At 45.7% G+C, this 21,502-nt stretch carries 19 protein-coding genes; 8 read left to right on the top strand and 11 right to left on the bottom strand.

The features are described 5' to 3' along the window. Nucleotides 1-151: 151 nt before the first annotated feature. Nucleotides 152-478: a thioredoxin TrxA gene (trxA, locus tag KO533_RS18015; RefSeq protein ID WP_105250415.1), complete on the bottom strand. Its 327-nt coding sequence runs from the start codon at nucleotides 476-478 to the stop codon at nucleotides 152-154. 152 nt (nucleotides 479-630) lie between these two features. On the opposite strand from trxA, the gene rhlB reads away from it, so the two are divergent. Then, entirely contained in the window at nucleotides 631-1,947 is a 1,317-nt protein-coding gene (rhlB, locus tag KO533_RS18020) for an ATP-dependent RNA helicase RhlB (RefSeq protein WP_063884693.1), read from the top strand. Continuing rightward, nucleotides 1,948-2,874, top strand: a complete 927-nt coding sequence (locus KO533_RS18025; protein WP_219255455.1) for an exopolyphosphatase — start codon at nucleotides 1,948-1,950, stop codon at nucleotides 2,872-2,874. 66 nt (nucleotides 2,875-2,940) lie between these two features. On the opposite strand, the gene KO533_RS18030 is transcribed toward KO533_RS18025, so the two are convergent. From KO533_RS18030 to nadC, 10 genes are all read right to left on the bottom strand, one after another. Next, a complete protein-coding gene (locus KO533_RS18030; RefSeq protein ID WP_113940794.1) occupies nucleotides 2,941-3,477 on the bottom strand; it encodes a thioredoxin family protein in 537 nt (178 codons plus the stop codon). Nucleotides 3,478-3,979: 502 nt separating this feature from the next. Further along, nucleotides 3,980-4,372, bottom strand: a complete 393-nt coding sequence (mutT, locus tag KO533_RS18035; protein WP_219255457.1) for an 8-oxo-dGTP diphosphatase MutT — start codon at nucleotides 4,370-4,372, stop codon at nucleotides 3,980-3,982. 78 nt (nucleotides 4,373-4,450) lie between these two features. Further along, nucleotides 4,451-4,660 carry a DNA gyrase inhibitor YacG gene (yacG, locus tag KO533_RS18040; RefSeq protein ID WP_006083355.1) on the bottom strand — a complete coding sequence of 70 codons (210 nt, stop codon included), beginning with the start codon at nucleotides 4,658-4,660 and terminating at the stop codon, nucleotides 4,451-4,453. 73 nt (nucleotides 4,661-4,733) lie between these two features. Then, nucleotides 4,734-5,468, bottom strand: coding sequence for a cell division protein ZapD (zapD, locus tag KO533_RS18045; protein ID WP_219255459.1), 735 nt, complete (start codon nucleotides 5,466-5,468; stop codon nucleotides 4,734-4,736). Continuing rightward, nucleotides 5,461-6,078, bottom strand: coding sequence for a dephospho-CoA kinase (coaE, locus tag KO533_RS18050; RefSeq protein WP_219255461.1), 618 nt, complete (start codon nucleotides 6,076-6,078; stop codon nucleotides 5,461-5,463). Before coaE ends, zapD begins: the two co-directional genes overlap by 8 nt. A gap of 39 nt (nucleotides 6,079-6,117) precedes the next feature. Next, nucleotides 6,118-7,044 (bottom strand): A24 family peptidase, encoded by a 927-nt coding sequence (locus KO533_RS18055; protein ID WP_219255463.1) that lies wholly within the window; start codon nucleotides 7,042-7,044, stop codon nucleotides 6,118-6,120. A gap of 32 nt (nucleotides 7,045-7,076) precedes the next feature. Next, nucleotides 7,077-8,345: a type II secretion system F family protein gene (locus KO533_RS18060; RefSeq protein ID WP_219255465.1), complete on the bottom strand. Its 1,269-nt coding sequence runs from the start codon at nucleotides 8,343-8,345 to the stop codon at nucleotides 7,077-7,079. Nucleotides 8,346-8,398: 53 nt separating this feature from the next. Then, nucleotides 8,399-10,108, bottom strand: a complete 1,710-nt coding sequence (gene pilB / locus KO533_RS18065; RefSeq protein ID WP_219255467.1) for a type IV-A pilus assembly ATPase PilB — start codon at nucleotides 10,106-10,108, stop codon at nucleotides 8,399-8,401. Nucleotides 10,109-10,179: 71 nt separating this feature from the next. Then, a complete protein-coding gene (locus KO533_RS18070; protein ID WP_219255469.1) occupies nucleotides 10,180-10,614 on the bottom strand; it encodes a prepilin-type N-terminal cleavage/methylation domain-containing protein in 435 nt (144 codons plus the stop codon). A gap of 748 nt (nucleotides 10,615-11,362) precedes the next feature. Beyond that, nucleotides 11,363-12,244, bottom strand: coding sequence for a carboxylating nicotinate-nucleotide diphosphorylase (gene nadC / locus KO533_RS18075; RefSeq protein WP_105250404.1), 882 nt, complete (start codon nucleotides 12,242-12,244; stop codon nucleotides 11,363-11,365). Between the two features lie 257 nt (nucleotides 12,245-12,501). On the opposite strand from nadC, the gene ampD reads away from it, so the two are divergent. From ampD to lpdA, 6 genes are all read left to right on the top strand, one after another. After that, nucleotides 12,502-13,065 carry a 1,6-anhydro-N-acetylmuramyl-L-alanine amidase AmpD gene (gene ampD / locus KO533_RS18080; protein WP_219255471.1) on the top strand — a complete coding sequence of 188 codons (564 nt, stop codon included), beginning with the start codon at nucleotides 12,502-12,504 and terminating at the stop codon, nucleotides 13,063-13,065. An 81-nt stretch (nucleotides 13,066-13,146) separates the two neighbouring features. Further along, nucleotides 13,147-13,998, top strand: a complete 852-nt coding sequence (gene ampE, locus KO533_RS18085; protein WP_219255472.1) for a beta-lactamase regulator AmpE — start codon at nucleotides 13,147-13,149, stop codon at nucleotides 13,996-13,998. Between the two features lie 310 nt (nucleotides 13,999-14,308). Further along, nucleotides 14,309-15,061, top strand: a complete 753-nt coding sequence (gene pdhR, locus KO533_RS18090; RefSeq protein WP_105250401.1) for a pyruvate dehydrogenase complex transcriptional repressor PdhR — start codon at nucleotides 14,309-14,311, stop codon at nucleotides 15,059-15,061. Nucleotides 15,062-15,142: 81 nt separating this feature from the next. After that, a complete protein-coding gene (gene aceE, locus KO533_RS18095; RefSeq protein WP_105250400.1) occupies nucleotides 15,143-17,809 on the top strand; it encodes a pyruvate dehydrogenase (acetyl-transferring), homodimeric type in 2,667 nt (888 codons plus the stop codon). A gap of 12 nt (nucleotides 17,810-17,821) precedes the next feature. Next, a complete protein-coding gene (gene aceF / locus KO533_RS18100; protein ID WP_219255474.1) occupies nucleotides 17,822-19,828 on the top strand; it encodes a dihydrolipoyllysine-residue acetyltransferase in 2,007 nt (668 codons plus the stop codon). A 147-nt stretch (nucleotides 19,829-19,975) separates the two neighbouring features. Further along, nucleotides 19,976-21,403, top strand: coding sequence for a dihydrolipoyl dehydrogenase (lpdA, locus tag KO533_RS18105; protein WP_105250398.1), 1,428 nt, complete (start codon nucleotides 19,976-19,978; stop codon nucleotides 21,401-21,403). Nucleotides 21,404-21,502: the final 99 nt, after the last annotated feature.

The raw sequence follows: 21,502 nt of genomic DNA on the forward strand, positions 1-21,502 counted from the left end.
TCAGGATAGTGATTGACGAGCGAGAAGAGGTTATTAGAAAGAATCTGGTTATTAAAGTAGCACTAACAAAGCGGGGCGTCCAGAAATTTAGGGAAATTCCGGCACAATTAATTTATAGCTTGTGCCGGAGGTCACTCATTACGACGTCAAATTAGATTTGAGCGTCGATAAACTCTTTCAATTGCGTTTTTGAGAGTGCGCCAACTTTAGTCGCGGCTAATTCGCCGTTCTTGAATAGCAGTAAAGTTGGGATGCCACGAACGCCATATTTCGCTGGAGAAACATTGTTTTGGTCAACGTTTAATTTAGCGATAGTCAAGCGACCAGCATATTCTTCAGACACATCGTCTAAAATTGGAGCGATCATTTTACAAGGACCACACCACTCGGCCCAGAAGTCTACCAATACTGGCAAATCAGACTTTAATACGTCGTTTTCGAAGCTGTCGTCACTCAGGTATATAATTTTATCGCTCATGATGTTCTCCAGTTTGGGTGCCATTGCTGGTTTGTTAATGGCTTACCATGTATATTGGGGCTGAAAAATAGCTTTTCAAGTTACCTTTTTACAATGTGGCTATTTCAAACGATCGAGTATCTTATTGCAACCTCAACAGGTAAGCTTGCGCTATGAGCGAAACACATCTATCTACCCAAAGGTTTGCCGACCTACCTCTACATCCTGAGGTTAAACAGGCCCTTGCCGAGAACGGCTTCGAATTTTGTACGCCGATTCAGGCGTTATCACTGCCTGTATTACTCCAATCAAAAGATATCGCAGGCCAAGCACAAACGGGCACTGGTAAGACAATGGCCTTTTTGGTCGCCACGTTTAATCATTTATTATCGACTCCCATACCTGAAGGTCGACTGATTAATCAGCCCCGCGCCATCATTATGGCCCCGACTCGCGAACTGGCGATTCAGATTGCCAAAGATGCGATTTTACTCGCCAAGCACACACACTTAAAGGTGGGTATTGTTTATGGCGGTGAAAGTTACGATGTGCAGCGTAAAGTATTAGATCAAGGTGTTGATATCTTGATTGGTACAACGGGTCGAATTATCGACTACGTTCGCCAAGGTATTATTGGCTTGAATTCAATTCAGGCTGTGGTACTTGATGAAGCCGATCGTATGTTTGATCTTGGTTTTATTAAAGATATTCGCTTTTTATTTAGACGTATGCCTGAGGCAAATCAACGTCTTAATATGTTATTTTCGGCAACCTTGTCCATGAAAGTACAAGAGCTGGCTTATGATCATATGAATGAGCCCGTTAAAGTCGAAATCGCCCCCGAAGAAAAAACCTCCAAAAACATCAAAGAAGAAATCTTCTATCCTTCCCAAGAAGAGAAGATGCGTTTGCTGTTGACCTTGATTGAAGAAGATTGGCCAGAAAAAGCCATCGTTTTCTCCAACACTAAGCACAGCTGTGAAACGCTTTGGTCTTGGCTTGAAGGTGACGGACATCGTGTGGGTTTATTAACGGGTGATGTGCCACAGAAAAAGCGTATTCGTATCCTTGAGCAATTTACCAGTGGTCAATTAGATATATTGGTTGCTACCGATGTTGCGGCTCGCGGTTTACATATTTCTGACGTTTCACATGTGTATAACTATGATTTACCTGATGATTGCGAAGACTATGTTCACCGAATCGGTCGTACGGGTCGTGCGGGCAACAAAGGCATGTCGATAAGCTTTGCCTGTGAAGAGTACGCATTGAACTTGCCTGCAATCGAAAGCTACATCAATCATTCGATTCCAGTAAGTAATTACGACAGTGAAGCTTTACTGGCCGATATTCCTACACCAGCGAAGATCCACCGTAAACACCCTAGCGGCACTCGAAACTTGCGTGATCGTTCAGGGGCAAGCCGCCCAGGTGCTCAACGCAGTGGTGCTCGCCCTCCTCGTCATGATAGGACACGTAGACATTCGTAAATGCCAACACCCGCTTATGCCGCTATAACATTAGGCTCAAATAGTTTTAATATGCTGATCGCCAAAACCCGTGGTGGTCAGCCGCATATTATTGCGAAATATAAACGCAAGGTGAGGCTCGCCGAAGGCATAGGCAACGATGGCAAATTAAGCCCCGATGTCATGCAGCGCGGCCTCGACTGTTTGAGTATGTTTGCCCAGATGTTGGTGCAACATAAGATTGAAGCAAACCATGTTGCTGTGATTGCAACTGCAACTCTTCGCAGTATTAGCAATGCTGATGAGTTTAATCAGCGTGCATTGCCACTCTTAGGTCATCCGATCGAAATTATCTCTGGTATGCGTGAAGCAGAGCTCATCTATCAAGGTATGGTGGCGACCACTTGTGGTCAAGGCCGTCGCTTGGTTATTGATATCGGTGGGGCGAGTACAGAGTTTATCATTGGCGATGGGCATCAAGTGCTGTTCAAAACCAGTTTGCCCTTTGGTAGCGTGACTTATAATCGCCAATTTTTCAGCAGTTTGCCGCTGCAGCAGTTAGATTTCGATGATGCTAAGCAGCAAGTGCTAACCGCATTAGCTGAGCATAGACAAACCCTACGTGATCTTGGTTGGCATTGTGTCGTTGGTGCCTCCGGGGCTGTACAGTCCGTGGTAGAAGTGTTACTACACCGAGGGTTATCTGAAACTATCACACTCGATGTGCTTACTCAGTTGAAGGCTGAGATCCTCGCTCAAGAAGATATTAGCTTAATGGGGATTGTTGGGCTTTGCAGTGAGCGAGCACCGACTTTTGCTGCGGGTGTCGCTATTTTATTGGCTTTGTTTGAGTTGCTGGGGATCGAGCATTTAGCCTTATCTGGCGGCGCATTACGTGAAGGTGTTTTAGTGATGTTAGCCCAGCGGATTATTGACGAAGTCAGCTAATGTTTTATTGAAACATGATAAAAATCAAAGGCCGCTATGCGGCCTTTATTGTTTGTACTGTGTCGATTATTTCAATAAATCGGCGAGATCTTTTTCTAAGGAAACCGTTGGACGCTCTACGATGCGGCCAACTTCTTTACCTTGCTGCAGTACAATAAAGGTCGGTATACGGGTAAAGTCGTATTTTGCGGCTAAGCCTTCGGGATCTTTTTTCGTTCGGTCGACACCAATATAGGTCACTTTAATATTGGGATTAGCGACTTCTTCCATAATACGGATAAAGCGCGGCGTTTCCCGGTGACAATCTGGGCACCAAGTACCAATGATCACTACAATTTCTGTAGGTTCAGTGATGCTTTTAAGCGGGGTGATTGCAGTGGTATCGACTTGATAGGTTTTATACCCTTCGGCAAACTCATTGAGATCTGTGACTAAATGTTGTGCTTCTACTATGCCAGTTAAAATCACTTCTTGTTTCTCCTCACTGCAGGTCGCAATTAAACCCTGTTGTTGTTCTTCAAATCCACAGCCACCATTGGCTAGTACCTGACAACTAAAAAATAAGGCGGTAGTGGCTAGGAATGCCTTAACGTTATTGTGCATGATGCGCCCTCGAAATCGAAGAGAAAGAATGAAATTCGATTCAAACATTATTCTGGATGCGATTAAAGCGATTAAAGCGATTAATTGATTTGCTGCAAGCAAGATCACGCATTGCTAATATCTATACCCAAGCAACCTGAAGATACGAGTTTCAGAGCGCCTAGGGTGCTTCAATTCAAGGCGCATCAATGACAGAATGTCGGCCACCTTTTGAATTGATGCAACACTGAAGTGGAGTGCCCTAGGCGCTCCGTCCCGGCGGGTTGTAACGCACTTTATGCGGTGTTGGTTATTTTTAACTTAGCCCGCTAGGTCTGCAAATAGCCGCCTTGCCTAAAGTGCGTTAAATTCCCGCTGAATCCTGCATCTTCAGGTGGTTTGGGTATGTAAGCTTAACGATCACAAAATTGCTTAGTTTGTGGAGTTAAGGCATTGAAAAAGTTCATCCCCGAATCGTGATTCGGGGACAGAACACATTGAGATGATGAGGTAAATTACTTGATTACTGAGCCAGAATTTTTTCTAAAATAGGCTTGTTAGCCTCGGGGAAGTCATAACTAATTAAATCGGCTTTAGTGACCCAAGCGATAAGCTGACCTTCAAGGCCTTGAGCTGTGCCGTTAAATTCTGTGACTGAATGGATATCGAGTAGCACTTGTTTATCGGGATAGTCGAAACTCAACGCCATAAATGGCTGACTATCGGTGACATCGAGTGCAACTTCCTCTTTGAGTTCACGGATCAATGCCTGAGTGACAGTTTCGCCTGTCTCAACCTTACCACCAGGAAATTCCCATTTTCCACCTTGATGTAAATGATCTGGGCGTTTTGCCAACAGAATTTCACCGGCCGAGTTAGTAATAATGCCGACGGCAACATGGATGCGTTTAGTCATAATATTTATCGATTAATGAGTGGGTAAAAGTAAGTGCATTAAAGGCTTGAGCTGAGTTATTCGTGTGTAAACCCAAAATTACTCTTTAAAAAAATCGCCTTCATCGAGATCAAATTCATCAAATGCTTCTGGATCAAACTCGGCTTTGACTGGGATGACGTGTTTTTCTGACGCCCAATCGCCGAGGTCGATCAACTTACAGCGCTCGCTGCAAAAAGGTTTAAATGCAGATTGTGGCACCCACTCGACAGGGGCTTTGCAAATAGGGCAGTTAACGGTCAATGGCATAATTGTTCTCTTGGTTAACGGCGATAAAGCGGCCGCCAATACGAATGTCTTTCAGGCCATTAGTGTAAAGGCTTCATGCACAGGTAGCCAGTAAGAAATCAATTGAACGGTCGGAGTGGCGTTGTTGTTCAAACTGCACAAAATGGATAGCGAAACGGTTTTTATGGCCGCTAATCGTAGGATAACACCCGTGGGAAGCATCGACTTTAACCCTTACCAAAGCAAGTGCTTGGGCACTGTCACCTTGATAAAAGCCTGCGTGGGCAACGGCATTGTCGTAATGGGACGTGCTACGAGTGAGTTGGAGTAATAGTGTGATGGGGGTGAGCAAAGGTTCGAAATGCGCTATCCAAGAGCGATAATCGTGCTGTTTTTCTTCCCAAGGTTTAGATAGCCAATAATGCAGTTGCGGTAGGTCGAAGTTACAGCAAGCACCTGGCATGCCGAAGCGTTGTCGTAGTGCGGAAATAAATTTGTCTTGTTTTAATTGGCTGCCGAAGCGTTCAGGCTTTTGTAAGGGTTCACGGGCTTGGGTGAGGGCGTTGATATAGATATTGATTTGCTGGTGGTCGACGTGATCTAATTCTTGCCATTTGCTGAGTTGCAGCAAGTGCCGCTCAATATCTTTTAATACTTCATTGCGATAATCGCAGCGTTCAGACAATTCACAGAGGGAAAACAGCGGATAAAAACATCTATGTTGGTGGTCATTGCTTAGGTTACTTTGCAGCTGTTTATCGAGGTATTCGAGCCGCAAGTAGCTGCGAATTTTCTCGTTTAGGGGCTGTTCGTAAACTAATTCAGTCATGGGCGTTATGAGTACCAGATAGTTGTAAATAGCGTTGGTGCAATGCTAGCACCTCTCGTTTTAAGGTTGATATCTCTCCCTGATTATCAATAATGTCGTCGGCTTGGGCGAGTTTTTCGCTGCGGCTCAATTGGCTGTTAATGATGTTATTTACTTGAGATGCATCAACATTGTCCCTTTTTGTGGTGCGGCTGATTTGTAACTCAGGCGAAATATCCACCACTAAAGTCCGATTGACTAACCTATCTAACCCGTTCTCAAATAGCAAGGGCACGACCATAATTACATAGGCCGAGGTTGCTTTTTCTACCTGCGCTAGCATTTCTTGGCGGATCATGGGGTGCAATAGCTGGTTTAACCATTCACGTTCTTCAGGGTGGCTAAATATCCGTTGCCGCAGTTTGGCGCGATCGAGTTCACCCTCAGGCGTTAACATCTCAATGCCAAAATGGCTAACGATGGCCTCAAGTCCTTTTGAACCCTGAGCGACAACGTCGCGGGCAATAATATCGGCGTCGACTAAGGTAATGCCTTCTGCGGCGAATAAATTGGCAACAGTCGTTTTACCGCTACCTATGCCACCAGTAAGACCAACGATAAACTTTGACATAACATACTCCGGATAACTCAGTGCTTAGTTTGCGAGCTTTTACAGTGTTGATAGGTACCAATCAACAATCTGTTGTCCAAATAGCAAGGCTATCCAGCCTGCGGCAGCAATATAAGGCCCAAATGGGATGGGATTACCTTGCTTGAGGCGTTTACTGACAATCATAGTGATGCCGACCACTGCTCCGACTAAGGACGAAAGTAAAATGACCAGCGGCAGCATTTGCCAGCCGAGCCAAGCACCGAAAACGGCGAGCAGTTTAAAGTCCCCATAGCCCATGCCTTCCTTGCCAGTGAGGATCTTAAATAGCCAAAAAATGGACCACAAGCTTAAATAGCCTGCTGCCGCACCGATAATGGCATCGGTTGGGCTCGCAAAGGTATGATTTAGATTGATGATCAAGCCGAGCCAAAGTAACGGTAACGTCATTTGGTCAGGCAGCAGCATCTCATCAAGATCGATACCAGTAAGGGCGACAAGTATAAATGTCAGTATGCTCGCAAAGACAAATTGCCAGCTTGGACCAAAGTGCCACGCTAAAGTCGCGATAAGTAGCCCTGTGACGAATTCAATTATTGGGTAGCGGGCGGAAATTGGTGTGTGACAAGCGGCGCATTTTCCCTTGAGCATTAACCAGCCGAATACAGGTAAATTATGCCAAGGTTTAATCGCCGTTTTGCACTTAGGGCAAGCAGAGCCCGGCACCACGAGATTATATTTTTCGGGGAAGCTATCTATAGGTGTATTGAGTTTATCAATACCGATTTTTGTGACTATCTCAGCGTGGTATTCCTGCAAATACTGATTACATTCTTGCTGCCATTCCCGTTTCATCATCACAGGAAATCTGTGGATCACTACGTTTAAAAAACTGCCTATGGTGGCGGCAAAAATAAAGCTTAGCGTAATAAAGAGCCAAGGACTCTGATCAAAAGAGTGGCTCAAAAGAGAGATAAATTCTGACATTTAGTTTTCTTATTTTATTTGAATCGAATGAATTAACTGACGATTTTACCCATTTGGAAGATAGGAAGATACATAGCGACAATTAACCCGCCGACCACAGTACCTATGACTACCATCATAATAGGTTCAATTAGGCTTGATAAACCATCAACCGCATCGTCTACCTGCATTTCATATATGGTTGAGACTTTATTGAGCATGTTATCCAGCGAGCCGGATTCTTCGCCTATCATCACCATCTGCACTAGCATATCGGGGAAAAGCCCTGTGGTTTGCATCGCGACATTCATTTGCATCCCCGCCATTACCTCTTGGCGAATATTCAATATGGCTTTGCGATAAACTGCATTACCCGATGCGCCAGCGGCGGATTCTAAGCCATCAATTAACGGCACACCTGCAGCAAATGTGGTAGCTAAGGTGCGGGCGAAACGAGCCATAGCCCCTTTGTGTAAAATCGGTCCAATGGCAGGGATTTTTAGCACGGCTTCGTCTACTCTATCTCGCACCATTTGCGAGTTTCGATGTGCGCGGACAAACAAAAATACGCCGCCGACAATAGCGGCTAAAAAGATATACCAAGAGGATTGTAAGCCGCGGGAAATATGCAGTACCAGTTGCGTAAAGGCGGGCAGTTCTGCACCAAAGCCCTTAAAAATATCTTCAAACTGCGGCACCACAAAAAGAAGTAATAAAGCTGTAACTAAAATAGCAACGATTACAACCGCAGCAGGGTAAAACATAGCCTTCTTAATTTTTGATTTGAGTGCTTCTGATTTTTCTCTGTAGGTTGCGACGCGATCGAAAACCAAGTCTAGTGAACCTGAATGCTCACCCGCGGCGACTAAGTCAACATATAGTTCGTCGAAGTAACGTCTATGAGGGCGCATGGCATCGGATAAGGGAATACCCGATTGAATTTCGGTTAAAATAGTACCCAGTAATTCCCGCATTTTAGCTTTTTCATGGCCACGGCCGAGTAGTTCAAATGTCGTTACCAAAGGAACGCCTGCCGCCAACATAGTCGCGACTTGACGTGTCATCATGGCAATATCCATAGGGGTGATGTTGGCTTCACCTAATTTAAATAGTGGGGATGACTGCTTACGAACGCTCTTAGGGTTTACTCCTTGGGATTTAAGCTGGCTACGAATTTCGGCTGCGGTTGCACCTCTAAGCTCTCCTGCTGTTTTTTTGCCGTCGCGATTTACGCCTTTCCATTCGAAGGTATAGATTTTGGGCTGGCTTTTTTGCTCGTTTTTTTTGCCGCGAGACTTTCTTACTGTTGTTGCCGTAGCCATAAATAATCTCTGTTAGGTTGTAAACGCGAGACGCTTTTTGCAGTGCTCTACGCTTAAAAACTCGTTACGCGATTGACTTCTGCAATGCTGGTAACTCCATGAATTACTTTTAATAATCCTGACTGACGTAAATCACGCATCCCTTGCGCTTTAGCTTGGGAGGCGATTTGTAAGGAGTTACCGCCTTCCATGATAGTACGCGCTATTTCATCGGACATCTTCATCACTTCGTAAATACCAACCCGGCCTTTGTAGCCGCCGGAGCAATGCTCGCAGCCCACAGGTTTAAAGGTAGTAAAGCCTTGGGTAATTTGTGCTTGGGCAAAACCTAAACGTAATAGTTCGTGCTCAGGTATGATTTCAGCCTGCTTACATTCGGGGCAAAGTCGACGCGCTAAACGCTGGGCAATAATCAGGTTAACTGAGCTGGCGATGTTATAACCGGGCACGCCCATATTGATTAAACGGGTCAAGGTTTCGGCGGCCGAGTTAGTGTGTAGGGTCGATAACACTAAGTGACCTGTTTGTGCCGCTTTAATGGCAATTTCGGCGGTTTCAAGATCGCGAATTTCACCTACCATCACCACATCGGGATCTTGGCGTAGGAATGAACGTAAAGCGGAGGCGAAAGTGAGGCCGGCTTTTAAGTTAATGTGAACTTGGTTTACACCCTCAAGGTTTATTTCTACCGGATCTTCGGCAGTAGAAATATTACGCTCTTCAGTATTGAGAATATTTAACCCAGTATAGAGTGAGACGGTTTTACCTGAGCCCGTTGGACCAGTCACTAAAATCATCCCTTGGGGTTTTGCCAACATCTCAAGATAGAGTTTTTCTTGGTCAGGCTCGTAGCCAAGTTTTTCAATGCCCAATTGTGCGGAGGATGAATCCAAGATCCGCATTACAATTTTTTCGCCCCACAGGGTCGGCAAAGTGCTTACCCGAAAGTCGATGGACTTAGTGCGGGAAAGTTTCATCTTGATTCGGCCGTCTTGTGGCACGCGGCGTTCGGCGATATCAAGTTTCGACATTACCTTTAGCCGCGCCGATAAACGATTTGCAAGGCTTATAGGGGGTTCGGAAACTTCGTGTAAAATACCGTCGATGCGAAAACGAATTCGGTAGCGCTTCTCATAGGGTTCAAAGTGTAAATCCGAGGCACCTTTACGGATAGCATCGGTTAGAATTTTATTGATATAGATAACAATAGGTGCATCATCGCTACTCTCACCTGCTGACTCTTCATTGCGTCTGTCGGTATCTGTTATTTCAATATTGGCTAGAGCTGCTTCATCCATACCGCCTAAATCTAGGCCGCTAATATCTACTTCGAGAATTTTTTCTAGTGCTTTGGCGAGTTTATCTTCTTCAACTAGAATTGCTTCGGCGTGGAGGCCTGCACTAAATTGGAAATCTTCGAGGGCGGCAATATTGGTCGGGTCGGATGTGCCGATATAGAGGCGATTTCCCCGTTTAAACAGCGGTAAGCAGCGGTGCTTCTCAATCAGCTTTTTATTGAGGAAATCCTCAGGAATGGAAGCAAGATCAAATTCATTGAGATCGAGGAGTGGCGTGCCATATTCCTCATAGCACAGCTCAGCAATAGCACGAGCTGAAACCAGTTTACTTTGTACTAAAGTGCTAACTAATGCTTGCTTATTTTGACGGGATTTTGTGATGGCGTTAGCCATCTGCTCTTCATTTAGCAGACCCTTACGGATAAATAAGGTGGATAATCCTAAATGAAGGCCTGATGTAGGCATTTATCTTTATTCTCGTAATTTTAAGTAAAAAAATAAGAGGCCAAAATTAGCCCCTTATATACTTAAGGTGATTATGGGGCTACAACAGTTAAGCCTGCTCCTTCTTGGCACTGTGCATCATCAGCACCAGCCCCACTTGAAGCCGCGATATATGAAACTGGTCCTTCAGCTGGTATTGTTGCAGTAACAATACATGTGCCATCATCGTAAGCTAATGAACTATCTGTATCTTGGACTACGGTGCCCGTTAACTGGGTTACAGCAGTCACATCAGCTGCTAAAGAGGTGCAGCCAATGCCAGTTTGAACACAAGCCACCCCTTTTTGTGCAAAGCCAGCAACTCCTTTCATCGCTGCACCACCGTGAGATGTCGCTATGTAATCTTTATATGCAGGTAATGCGATCGCAGCCAGAATACCGATAATGGCGACAACGATCATCAGTTCGATCAGAGTAAAACCCTGAGCTTTTTTATTTAATGCTTTGTTTAAATTCATGGCCTTCATTTTTCTCTCCAGCTAACTATTTAGTGACTTACTGTGGTTGAATAGAGTGTTTAACCTAACCGCTGTTTTACTCTATAAATTGTTTTATCTCATCAAACTTTATTACTCATTTATGTCAATAAAATCATTTATATGATCTATGTAACATTAACAGTACACCGATGATCTTGAATGACCCATGTGTAATGACTCATGCTGATTTATCCAAGCTAGCTTTGCTAAATTAGCACTAAGTTAATGCTGGGTTAGCGCTTGTTTGAATAAATTGTTTCGGCAACCGCACCTTAGGCTAACGTTTTCAAAAATATGCCTCTCAAAAAACGTGAACTAGGCAATTTTAAAAAGAATCCCAGTGCTGACCTTAGGTGAGGTTGACCAAACGGCCATCTCGCCTTGGTAAAAGTTAGTACAAAGTTAGGTAAAAGGAAACAAAAATTAAGTATAAAGTACTAATAAAGTGTTGTTTTTGTATAAAAGTCTAACTTATCGACATGTTAGGTTATAACAACTTTTTGACAATATCAGTTTAGCTGGCGTGTCTTTCGATGTTGTCAAATTGGTGACATGAAATGGTGACGGGGTGGGGGAATCGTGAGGGTGAATGCTGAGTATGATAGTGCTGGCACGATTTCACATTTGGTTTGGAGGAGTCCTACAAAAAAATGCATTTCGCCTTAATATTTTATGAGTGGAATGTGCTTACGGTACTTTGCGAGAACATTCCACTACCAGCTAACATCCAGCGGTTTTAAGCTTTTAATCTGAGTGATAAATCTAAGGCGCGAACATGCTTAGTGAGTGCGCCAACTGAGATATAGTCCACCCCTGTTTTGGCGAATTCGGCTAAGGTATCTAAGGTGACATTACCAGAGACTTCGAGCTTAGCGCCGGCGCCTTTAGCTTTATATTGATTGTTCATTTCAACTGCTTCGACCATCTTAGTGATGTCGAAGTTATCTAACATTATGATATCTGTGCCAGAGTCGAGTGCTAAGGCGAGCTCTTCGAGTGACTCAACTTCGACTTCAACGGGTTTATTCGGGTACAAACTGCGGGCGGTATCTACGGCTTGGCGAATACCGCCACAGGCCATAATGTGGTTTTCTTTAATCAAAAAAGCATCATATAAACCAATGCGATGGTTTTTTCCGCCGCCGCAGGTGACGGCATATTTTTGTGCCGTGCGTAGGCCTGGAATCGTCTTGCGAGTATCCAACAAGCGAGTGTGAGTCCCCGCCAGTTTATCGACATAATGTTTGGTTAAGGTGGCAACACCAGAAAGTGTTTGAATAAAGTTCATTGCCGTGCGTTCGCCAGTGAGAATAGCGCGCGCAGGACCTGATAATTCACATAATAGCTGGTTGGGTAATACTAGATCGCCATCATCCACATGCCAATGCAGTGCGACTTCGCCACCGAGTTGGTTAAAAACCTGCTCTGCCCATGCTTTACCACAAAAAACGCCTTCTTCACGGGTGATTAAAGTGGCTTCAGCGTACTTATCGGCGGGGATCAACATTGCTGTGATGTCGCCATAAGCGATGGCTTTGGTTTGATCGTTGATTTCGGTGCCACCTAAGTCTTCACTGAGGGCTGATTTTACTGATTGGCGGATATCGTTTTCTAACATAAGCGGAGTCCTTGCATTACGGCCTACTTGCATTTTAGGTTAAGATTACCACGGCCTTAGGTCTCACGGAACAGGTTGGAAGATTGAGCAAAAGGAGTAAGCTGCAGCCTTATTTAAATTGAGAGTGGATGGTTTGCTCCATGATCTCAATGTTAAAAGATAGCTCAGTCAGTAAGTTCCGTGCGCAGGGTTTCTTCTTTGCTTGGAGGAATACTGTTAGAGTAAGCAGTATATGTGGCATAGAGGATAAGCTCATCATGCGGTTTGATTCGGGTTGGTGTGATAGTGCGAGGCGTTGTGAGTCGCCACATTTTAATCAACGTCCCTTGAATGAAGTGAGTTTGTTAGTGATCCACAATATTAGTCTGCCCGCAGGCTGCTTTGGATTACCTTACATTGATCAATTATTTCAAGGGTGTTTAGATACTAATGCCGATTCCAGCTTTGCACCGTTGCAGGGCTTGCAAGTGTCGGCGCACTTTTTGATCCGCCGCAATGGCGAGCGTGTCCAATATGTAAGCTGTAATGACAGGGCTTGGCATGCTGGGGTGTCTCGTTATGGTGAGAGAGAGAATTGTAATGATTTTTCCATTGGTATTGAACTGGAAGGCACAGATACTGAGCCTTACACTCCTGAGCAATATCAGTCACTCATCGAGTTAACACAAGCCCTACTGGTAGAATATCCATTGCTGAGTATTGAACGGATTGTGGGTCATTGTGATATTGCGCCAATGCGGAAAACGGACCCAGGGCAAAGTTTTGATTGGGAAGGATATTTAGGCAAGTTAAAGGAATATACTCAGGCGTTGCGCTCTTAGTTAATCACTTAACTTTTTGGATTTTAGACGTATTCCATATAAACCTAGACTATTTATGGACAAATTATAGAGGTACAGCCCATGGCATTATTTTCACTCTTGGTCGCCATTTTAGTGGAGCGACTTAAATTTCTTCCTTCATCATGGCAATTTGATCGTTTACTGCAATCCTATCAGACAACATTTTTTGGTGATAAAGCGTCACTGACAAGCGTGATTATGGCATTGGCGTTAGTGCTACCAGCCTTGTTGGTATATGTTTTATCTTGGTTAGTGGCGGGAATGTTTTGGGGCTTATTAAGTTTAGCCCTATGGATTGTTGTGGCAGTGGTTTGTTTTAACCATCAGAAGCAGCGTGATATTTTCAAAAAATATATGCAAGCGGCTTGTCGCTCAGACGTCCAAGCTTGTTACCATTATGCCGCCGAACTCGATTGTAGCGAGTGTTTAGATGCTGTATCCGAGAAAGACCTTGGTGCCAAAGTGGGTCAAAGTGTTGCTTGGATTAACTATCGTTATTATGGTGCCGTGGCGCTGTTTTTCATTTTTTTAGGTCCAGTCGGTGCGGTACTGTATTGCACGGTACGTTTTTATGCCGAAGAGAATGCCCGTAAATCCCTAGAGCTACCCTTAGTCAACGAAGTGATTACGATACTGGATTGGTTACCGAGCCGGATTTTCGCCTTTGGTTATGCCTTAAGTGGTCAATTTAGTGAAGGTTTAGCGGCGTGGCGCCGTAATGGATTGACTTTAAATGTGAGCGCTCGCACTGTGGTTGCTGAAACGGCATTAGCGGCACAACCTTTACCTGAGGTCGCAAGTGCACCTATATGTGTACAATCAACCTTAGCATTATTAGTGCTCAGTAAACGTAACTTTACACTTATTGTTGCAATACTTTCATTACTGACCATTTTCGGATTGGTGAGTTAAAAGAAGGATGCTTTGCAGCGAGAATCGAGAACGCTTCGCTGCTAGGGCGTCGCTGTGCTCCTTCTAGTCTAGAACCTAGAATTTATCCGCTGCGCTTTTGGCAGCGCCTAGTGGGGCGAAGTCCGTGCTTTTGTCAAATGGTCTGACCCCATAAACATTTTTTTCCGCTATGCTCTCTCTTCGTGAGTGCTTTTGATCGAGATCGCTTTTAAGGAGTGATCTTCAATCTGGACATCAAAACGCTGATTTGATAAAGTGCGCTCACTCAAAAAAATTGGTAAGACCAATTTACAACGGAGCTGAGCGCCTGATGGCCTATAGTAAAATTAATCAGCCAAAAATTTCTGACGTGATCATGGCGCAATTAGAGCAAATGATCTTAGAGGGGAGTTTACAGCCCGGTCAGAAGTTACCGCCTGAACGCGAACTGGCGATCCAGTTTGAAGTGTCTCGACCTTCTTTGCGTGAAGCTATTCAAAAGCTTGAGGCAAAAGGACTGTTAATGCGCCGCCAAGGCGGTGGTACTTATGTCAAAGAACAACTCTGGCAGACCCTTGCCGATCCTATTGTTGAACTGATGAATTCAGATCCAGAGAGTCAGTACGACTTACTGGAGTTCCGCCATGCCACCGAAGGCATGATGGCCTATTTTGCGGCCCTTCGTGGTACCGACGCCGATATGCAAAATATCAAGCGTATGATTCTCGAGGTGGAAGCCGCCACCGATATCGAACAAAAAGCTGCTGCGATTGTGCGTTTTTATCGTGCTGTGGCGGAAGCGTCACATAACGTGGCTATGTTACACCTCGTTCTTAGTTTAACCCCTGTGCTGCATCAAAATGTGGCGCAAAACCTGGAGCTTTTAAGCCGCCGCGAAGAAGCTTCTACTATGGCTAACGATCACAGACGGGCATTGCTCGCTGCCATCGTTCGTCGTGATCCCGACGCCGCCAGAGAAGCCTCGAATGAACACTTAAGTTACATCGAAGAGGTGATGTTATCTGTGCGGGAAGAAGATAGCCGGTTGCAGCGAAGCTTGCGCCGTTTAAAGAGTGGCGCTTAAGTTCTGTGATTTAGCTGCCAGCTAAATCGGAATATGCCGCAAACACCATTCATTATCATGTATATAGAGAAGGACAGTGTCATGTCTGAAGATATGCTACAAGACGTAGATCCGTTAGAGACTCAGGAATGGGTTGATGCCCTGCAAGCCGTGTTGGAACAGGAAGGCCCAGAGCGCGCGCATTTTTTATTAGAAAAGCTGATCGATAAAGCGCGTCGTAATGGCACTCACTTGCCTTATAACGCCACAACGGCTTACCTGAACACTATCCCTGCGGGTCAAGAGCCGCACATGCCTGGCAACCAAGAGATGGAACGTCGCATTCGCGCCATCATCCGTTGGAACGCTTTAGCTATGGTGCTTCGTGGTTCTAAGAAAGATTTAGAATTAGGCGGCCATATTTCAAGCTTCGCCTCAAGTGCGACTATTTATGACGTATGTTTTAACCACTTCTTCCGTGCCCCCAATGAAAAAGACGGTGGCGATTTAGTGTATTTCCAAGGCCATATCGCCCCTGGTATTTATGCGCGTTCATTCTTAGAAGGTCGCTTAAGCGAAGACCAACTGGCTAACTTCCGCCAAGAAGTGGATGGCAAGGGTCTGTCTTCATACCCACATCCAAAACTGATGCCGGATTACTGGCAATTCCCAACGGTTTCTATGGGCTTAGGTCCTATCCAAGCGATTTATCAGGCGCGTTTCCTGAAATATCTGACTGACCGTGGTCTGAAAGATTGTTCAGCACAAACCGTTTACTGTTTCTTAGGTGACGGTGAGTGTGACGAGCCAGAAGCCTTAGGTGCGATTGGTTTAGCGGCCCGTGAAGAATTAGATAACTTAGTCTTCATCGTTAACTGTAACTTACAGCGTCTTGATGGCCCTGTACGTGGTAACGGTAAGATAATCCAAGAACTTGAAGGCGAATTCCGCGGCGCAGGCTGGGAAGTGGTTAAAGTGATTTGGGGTCGTTACTGGGATCCATTATTGGCCCGTGACACTAGCGGTAAGTTACTGCAGTTAATGGAAGAAACCGTTGACGGTGAATACCAAAACTGTAAAGCCAAAGGTGGCGCTTATACTCGCGAACACTTCTTTGGTAAGTATCCTGAAACGGCCGAAATGGTTGCTAATATGTCAGATGATGACATTTGGCGTTTAAACCGTGGCGGTCATGATCCAGTGAAAGTGTACGCTGCCTTAGATCACGCACAAAAAACCAAAGGTCGCCCAACGGTGATTTTAGCTAAGACTGTAAAAGGTTATGGCTTAGGTGATGCGGGTGAAGGTAAAAACATCGCTCACAACGTGAAGAAAATGGGTATTGAGTCTATCCGTTACTTCCGCGATCGTTTCAATATTCCGATCCCAGATGACCAGTTAGAAGATCTGCCTTTCTATCACCCAGGTCCAGATTCTGAAGAAGTGAAGTACATGATGAGCCGTCGTGAAGCGCTGCATGGTAGCGTGCCACAACGTCGTCAAAAGTTCACCGAAGAGATGGAAGTGCCGTCACTGAAGATTTTCGATTCGATTTTACAGGGCTCTAACGGCCGTGAAATTTCATCGACTATGGCATTCGTTCGTGTTCTGACAGCTCTGCTGAAAGACAAGAAAATTGGCAAAAATATTGTGCCAATTATTCCTGACGAAGCTCGTACTTTCGGTATGGAAGGTTTGTTCCGTCAAGTGGGTATTTATGCTCACGAAGGCCAAAAATATATTCCGCAGGATTCTGACCAAGTTGCTTACTACCGTGAAGATAAAACCGGCCAAGTATTGCAAGAAGGGATTAACGAACTCGGCGCTATGTCTTCATGGGTATCAGCAGCGACGAGCTACTCAGTCAACGATACACCTATGATCCCGTTCTACATCTACTACTCAATGTTCGGTTTCCAACGTATTGGCGACATGGCTTGGGCTGCGGGTGATATGCGTGCTCGTGGTTTCTTAGTCGGTGGCACTTCAGGTCGTACAACGCTTAACGGCGAAGGTTTACAGCATCAAGATGGTCACAGCCACGTATTGGCGAACACTATCCCTAACTGTATTACTTACGATCCAACATACGGTTACGAAATCGCCGTTGTGGTACAAGATGGTATCCGTCGTATGTACGGCGAAAATCAAGAAGATATCTTCTACTACTTGACCACAATGAACGAAAACTATGAGCAACCAGCCATGCCAGAAGGCGCGGAAGTGGGCATAGTGAAAGGTATCTATAAGTTAGAAACGGTTGCGGGCTCAGGTAAAGGCAAAGTTCAGTTAATGAGCTGTGGCACTATCCTTGAACAAACCCGTAAAGCGGCGCAAGCACTGGCGAAAGACTTCGGTATTACTGCCGACGTATTCAGTGTGACCAGCTTTAACGAATTGACTCGTGATGGTCAAGCCGCTGAGCGTTGGAACATGCTGCACCCAACCGAAACGCCAAAACAAGCCTATATCAGCCAAGTGATTTCAAGTGATGCACCTGCAATCGTCGCGACTGACTATATGAAGATTTACGGCGAACAGTTACGTGCTTATATTCCTACCGATTACAAAGTGTTAGGTACTGACGGTTTCGGTCGTTCAGACAGCCGCGAGAATCTGCGTCACCACTTCGAAGTGGATGCTAAGTTCATCGTTATTGCGGCACTGAAATCACTGGTTGATCGCAAAGAGCTGCCTGTCGATGTGTTAGCAAAAGCCATTAAAGAATATGGTATCGACGCTGACAAGATCAATCCACAGTACGCGTAAGAGGCAATGAAAATGGCTGAATTAAAAGAAGTTTTTGTTCCTGATATCGGCGGCGATGAAGTGCAAGTGATCGAAATTTGTGTGGCTGTGGGTGATACCTTAGCTGCAGAAGAATCGATTCTTACCGTCGAAAGCGACAAGGCGACTATGGATATTCCAGCGCCTTTCGCCGGTGTTTTAGCCGAATTGAAAGTGGCTGTGGGCGATAAAGTATCTGAAGGTACTTTGATTGCTATGATGCAAGCGGCGGGCGCGGCAGCAGCCGCTCCGGCTCCAGTTGCAGCACCCGCTCAGGCGGCACCAGCATCTGCACCAGTTCAAGCGGCTCCTGCCCCTGTGGCTGCTGCTCCTGCGACGGGCGCAACCAAAGTGGTTGAAGTGACAGTACCAGATATCGGTGGCGACACTGATGTATCGGTTATCGAAGTCCTGGTTGCTGTCGGTGACAAGATTGAAGTTGATAGCGGTTTAATTACCCTAGAAACAGACAAAGCGACGATGGACGTGCCATCACCTTTCGCGGGTGTGGTTAAAGACGTTAAAGTTGCGGTTGGCGATAAAGTGTCGCAAGGCTCTTTAGTCATCATGCTTGAAGTGGGCGGCGCTGCACCTGCTGTGGCTCCAAGCGTTAGCGCGCCAGCTGCAACTGTGGCTCAGGCGGCTCCTGCCGCTACGGTAGCGCCAGTGGCTGCTGCACCAGCGGCAAGTGTGGTTGCGGTAAAAGAAATTCAAGTGCCGGATATTGGCGATGCCAGCAATGTCGATGTGATCGAAGTGCTCGTCTCTGTCGGTGATGAAATCACTGCCGACCAAGGTTTGATTACGCTTGAAACTGACAAAGCCACCATGGAAGTGCCTGCGCCATTCGCCGGTAAACTGCTGTCTTTGACTGTTAAAGTGGGTGACAAGGTTTCTCAAGGTAGCGTCATTGCGACGATTGAGACGACTTCTGTTGCAACAGCAAGTGCTCCAGCACCTGCTGCACAAGCGGCGGCTCCTGCTCCAGTGAGCGCGGCGCCCGTTGCTGCACCTGCAAGCCGTCCACCAGTACCACATCACCCAAGCGCAGGTACACCTGTGTCTACCGGTGCGGTACATGCGTCTCCTGCTGTACGCCGTTTAGCCCGTGAGTTTGGTGTCGACTTGACCCAAGTGACAGGTTCTGGCCGTAAAGGTCGCATTATGAAAGAAGACGTGCAGGCGTATGTGAAATACGAACTGTCGCGTCCGAAAGCGACTGCTGCAACTTCTGTTGGTTCAGGTAACGGCGGTGGTCTGCAAGTGATTGCAGCACCTAAAGTTGATTTCAGTAAGTTTGGTGAAGTGGAAGAGATTCCATTAAGCCGTATCCAGAAGATTTCTGGCCCTAACTTACACCGCAACTGGGTAACTATCCCTCACGTGACTCAGTTCGATGAAGCTGATATCACTGAAATGGAAGAGTTCCGCAAGCAGCAAAACGATGTAGCGGCGAAGAAAAAAGCCGATTACAAGATCACGCCTTTAGTGTTTATGCTGAAAGCTGTGGCTAAAACGTTGCAACAGTTCCCCGTGTTCAACTCGAGCTTAAGCTCTGATGGTGAATCACTGATCCAGAAGAAGTATTTCCATATCGGTGTGGCGGTGGATACGCCAAACGGTTTGGTTGTGCCAGTCGTACGTGACGTGGATAAGAAAGGCATTATCGAGTTATCTCGTGAACTGGCTGATATCTCTATCCGTGCCCGTGATGGCAAGCTGAAATCTGCTGATATGCAAGGTAGCTGTTTCACCATTTCAAGTTTAGGTGGTATTGGCGGTACGGCGTTTACGCCTATCGTGAACTACCCAGACGTGGCGATTTTAGGTGTGTCTAAATCTGAAATTAAGCCTAAGTGGAATGGTAAAGAGTTCGAACCTAAATTGATGTTGCCGCTGTCACTGTCATACGATCACCGCGTGATCGATGGTGCCATGGCTGCACGTTTTAGTGTGACGCTGTCAGGAATTCTGTCCGATATTCGTACTTTGGTTCTGTAAGCATATAAGGCTGCTCATCTTGAGCAGCCTTTTGTTTATTGTGATCAGTATCAAACACAGGTTAAAATGCGCCCACCTTACGCGCTGGCGCATTTTCGGTTGGCAGGATAGCTCCTCCAACGGATTGAATGAGAATTAGAGGAAAACATGAGTAACGAAATCAAAACTCAGGTAGTGGTATTAGGTGCAGGTCCTGCAGGTTATTCTGCGGCTTTCCGTGCTGCTGACTTAGGTCTGGAAACCATCATAGTTGAACGTTTTAGCACTTTAGGTGGCGTGTGTCTTAACGTGGGTTGTATCCCATCTAAAGCCTTACTGCACGTTGCTAAAGTTATCGAAGAAGCCAAAGCGGTTGCCGCTCACGGTGTGGTCTTCGGCGAGCCAACTATCGATTTAGATAAGTTACGTGGCTTTAAAGAAAAAGTCATTGGCCAATTAACTGGCGGATTGGGCGGCATGTCCAAAATGCGTAAAGTTAACGTGGTTAACGGTTTTGGTAAATTCACTGGCCCTAACACGCTAGAAGTGACTGCTGAAGATGGCACTGTGACTAAAGTGACTTTCGAGCAAGCGATCATTGCTGCGGGTTCTCGCCCAATCAAACTGCCATTTATTCCGCATGAAGATCCACGTATTTGGGATTCGACTGACGCATTAGAACTGAAAGAAGTTCCAGGCAAGTTGTTAGTGATGGGCGGCGGTATTATCGGTCTAGAAATGGGTACTGTGTACGCATCTTTAGGCAGCCAAATCGACGTGGTTGAGATGTTCGACCAAGTGATCCCTGCGGCTGATAAAGATGTGGTTCGCGTATTTACTAAGCAAATCAAGAAGAAGTTCAACCTGATCCTTGAAACTAAAGTCACAGCGGTCGAAGCCCGTGAAGACGGTATTTATGTTTCTATGGAAGGTAAGAGCGCGCCAACTGAAGCTGTTCGTTACGATGCCGTATTAGTGGCTATTGGCCGTGCACCTAATGGCAAGTCGTTAGATGCTGAAAAAGCAGGTGTTAACGTTGATGAGCGTGGCTTTATCAAGGTTGATAAGCAACTGCGTACTAACGTACCGCACATTTATGCTATCGGCGACATCGTTGGTCAACCAATGTTGGCTCACAAAGGCGTGCACGAAGGCCATGTAGCGGCTGAAGTTATCGCTGGCATGAAGCACTACTTCGATCCAAAAGTCATCCCATCAATTGCTTACACTGACCCTGAAGTAGCTTGGGTTGGTTTGACTGAGAAAGAAGCGAAAGAGCAAGGTATTGCTTACGAAACCGCAACTTTCCCATGGGCTGCAAGTGGTCGTGCGATTGCGTCAGATTGTTCTGAAGGTATGACTAAGCTGATTTTCGACAAAGACACTCATCGCGTGATCGGTGGTGCTATTGTGGGTGTTAACGGCGGCGAGCTGTTGGGCGAAATCGGTCTAGCGATTGAAATGGGTTGTGATGCTGAAGATTTAGCATTAACCATTCACGCTCACCCAACACTGCACGAATCAGTAGGCTTAGCGGCTGAAATGTACGAAGGTTCTATTACTGATTTGCCAAACCCAAAAGCAAAGAAAAAGTAATTTAGCTGTCGATTAAAAAAGCGCTCACTTGAGCGCTTTTTTATTGCCTGTATTTTTTTGTAACTTTTATGTAAACAAGCGGATGAATTGAAGGGATTG

Source organism: Shewanella sp. NKUCC05_KAH (assembly GCF_019345585.1).
Lineage (GTDB): Bacteria > Pseudomonadota > Gammaproteobacteria > Enterobacterales > Shewanellaceae > Shewanella > Shewanella oncorhynchi.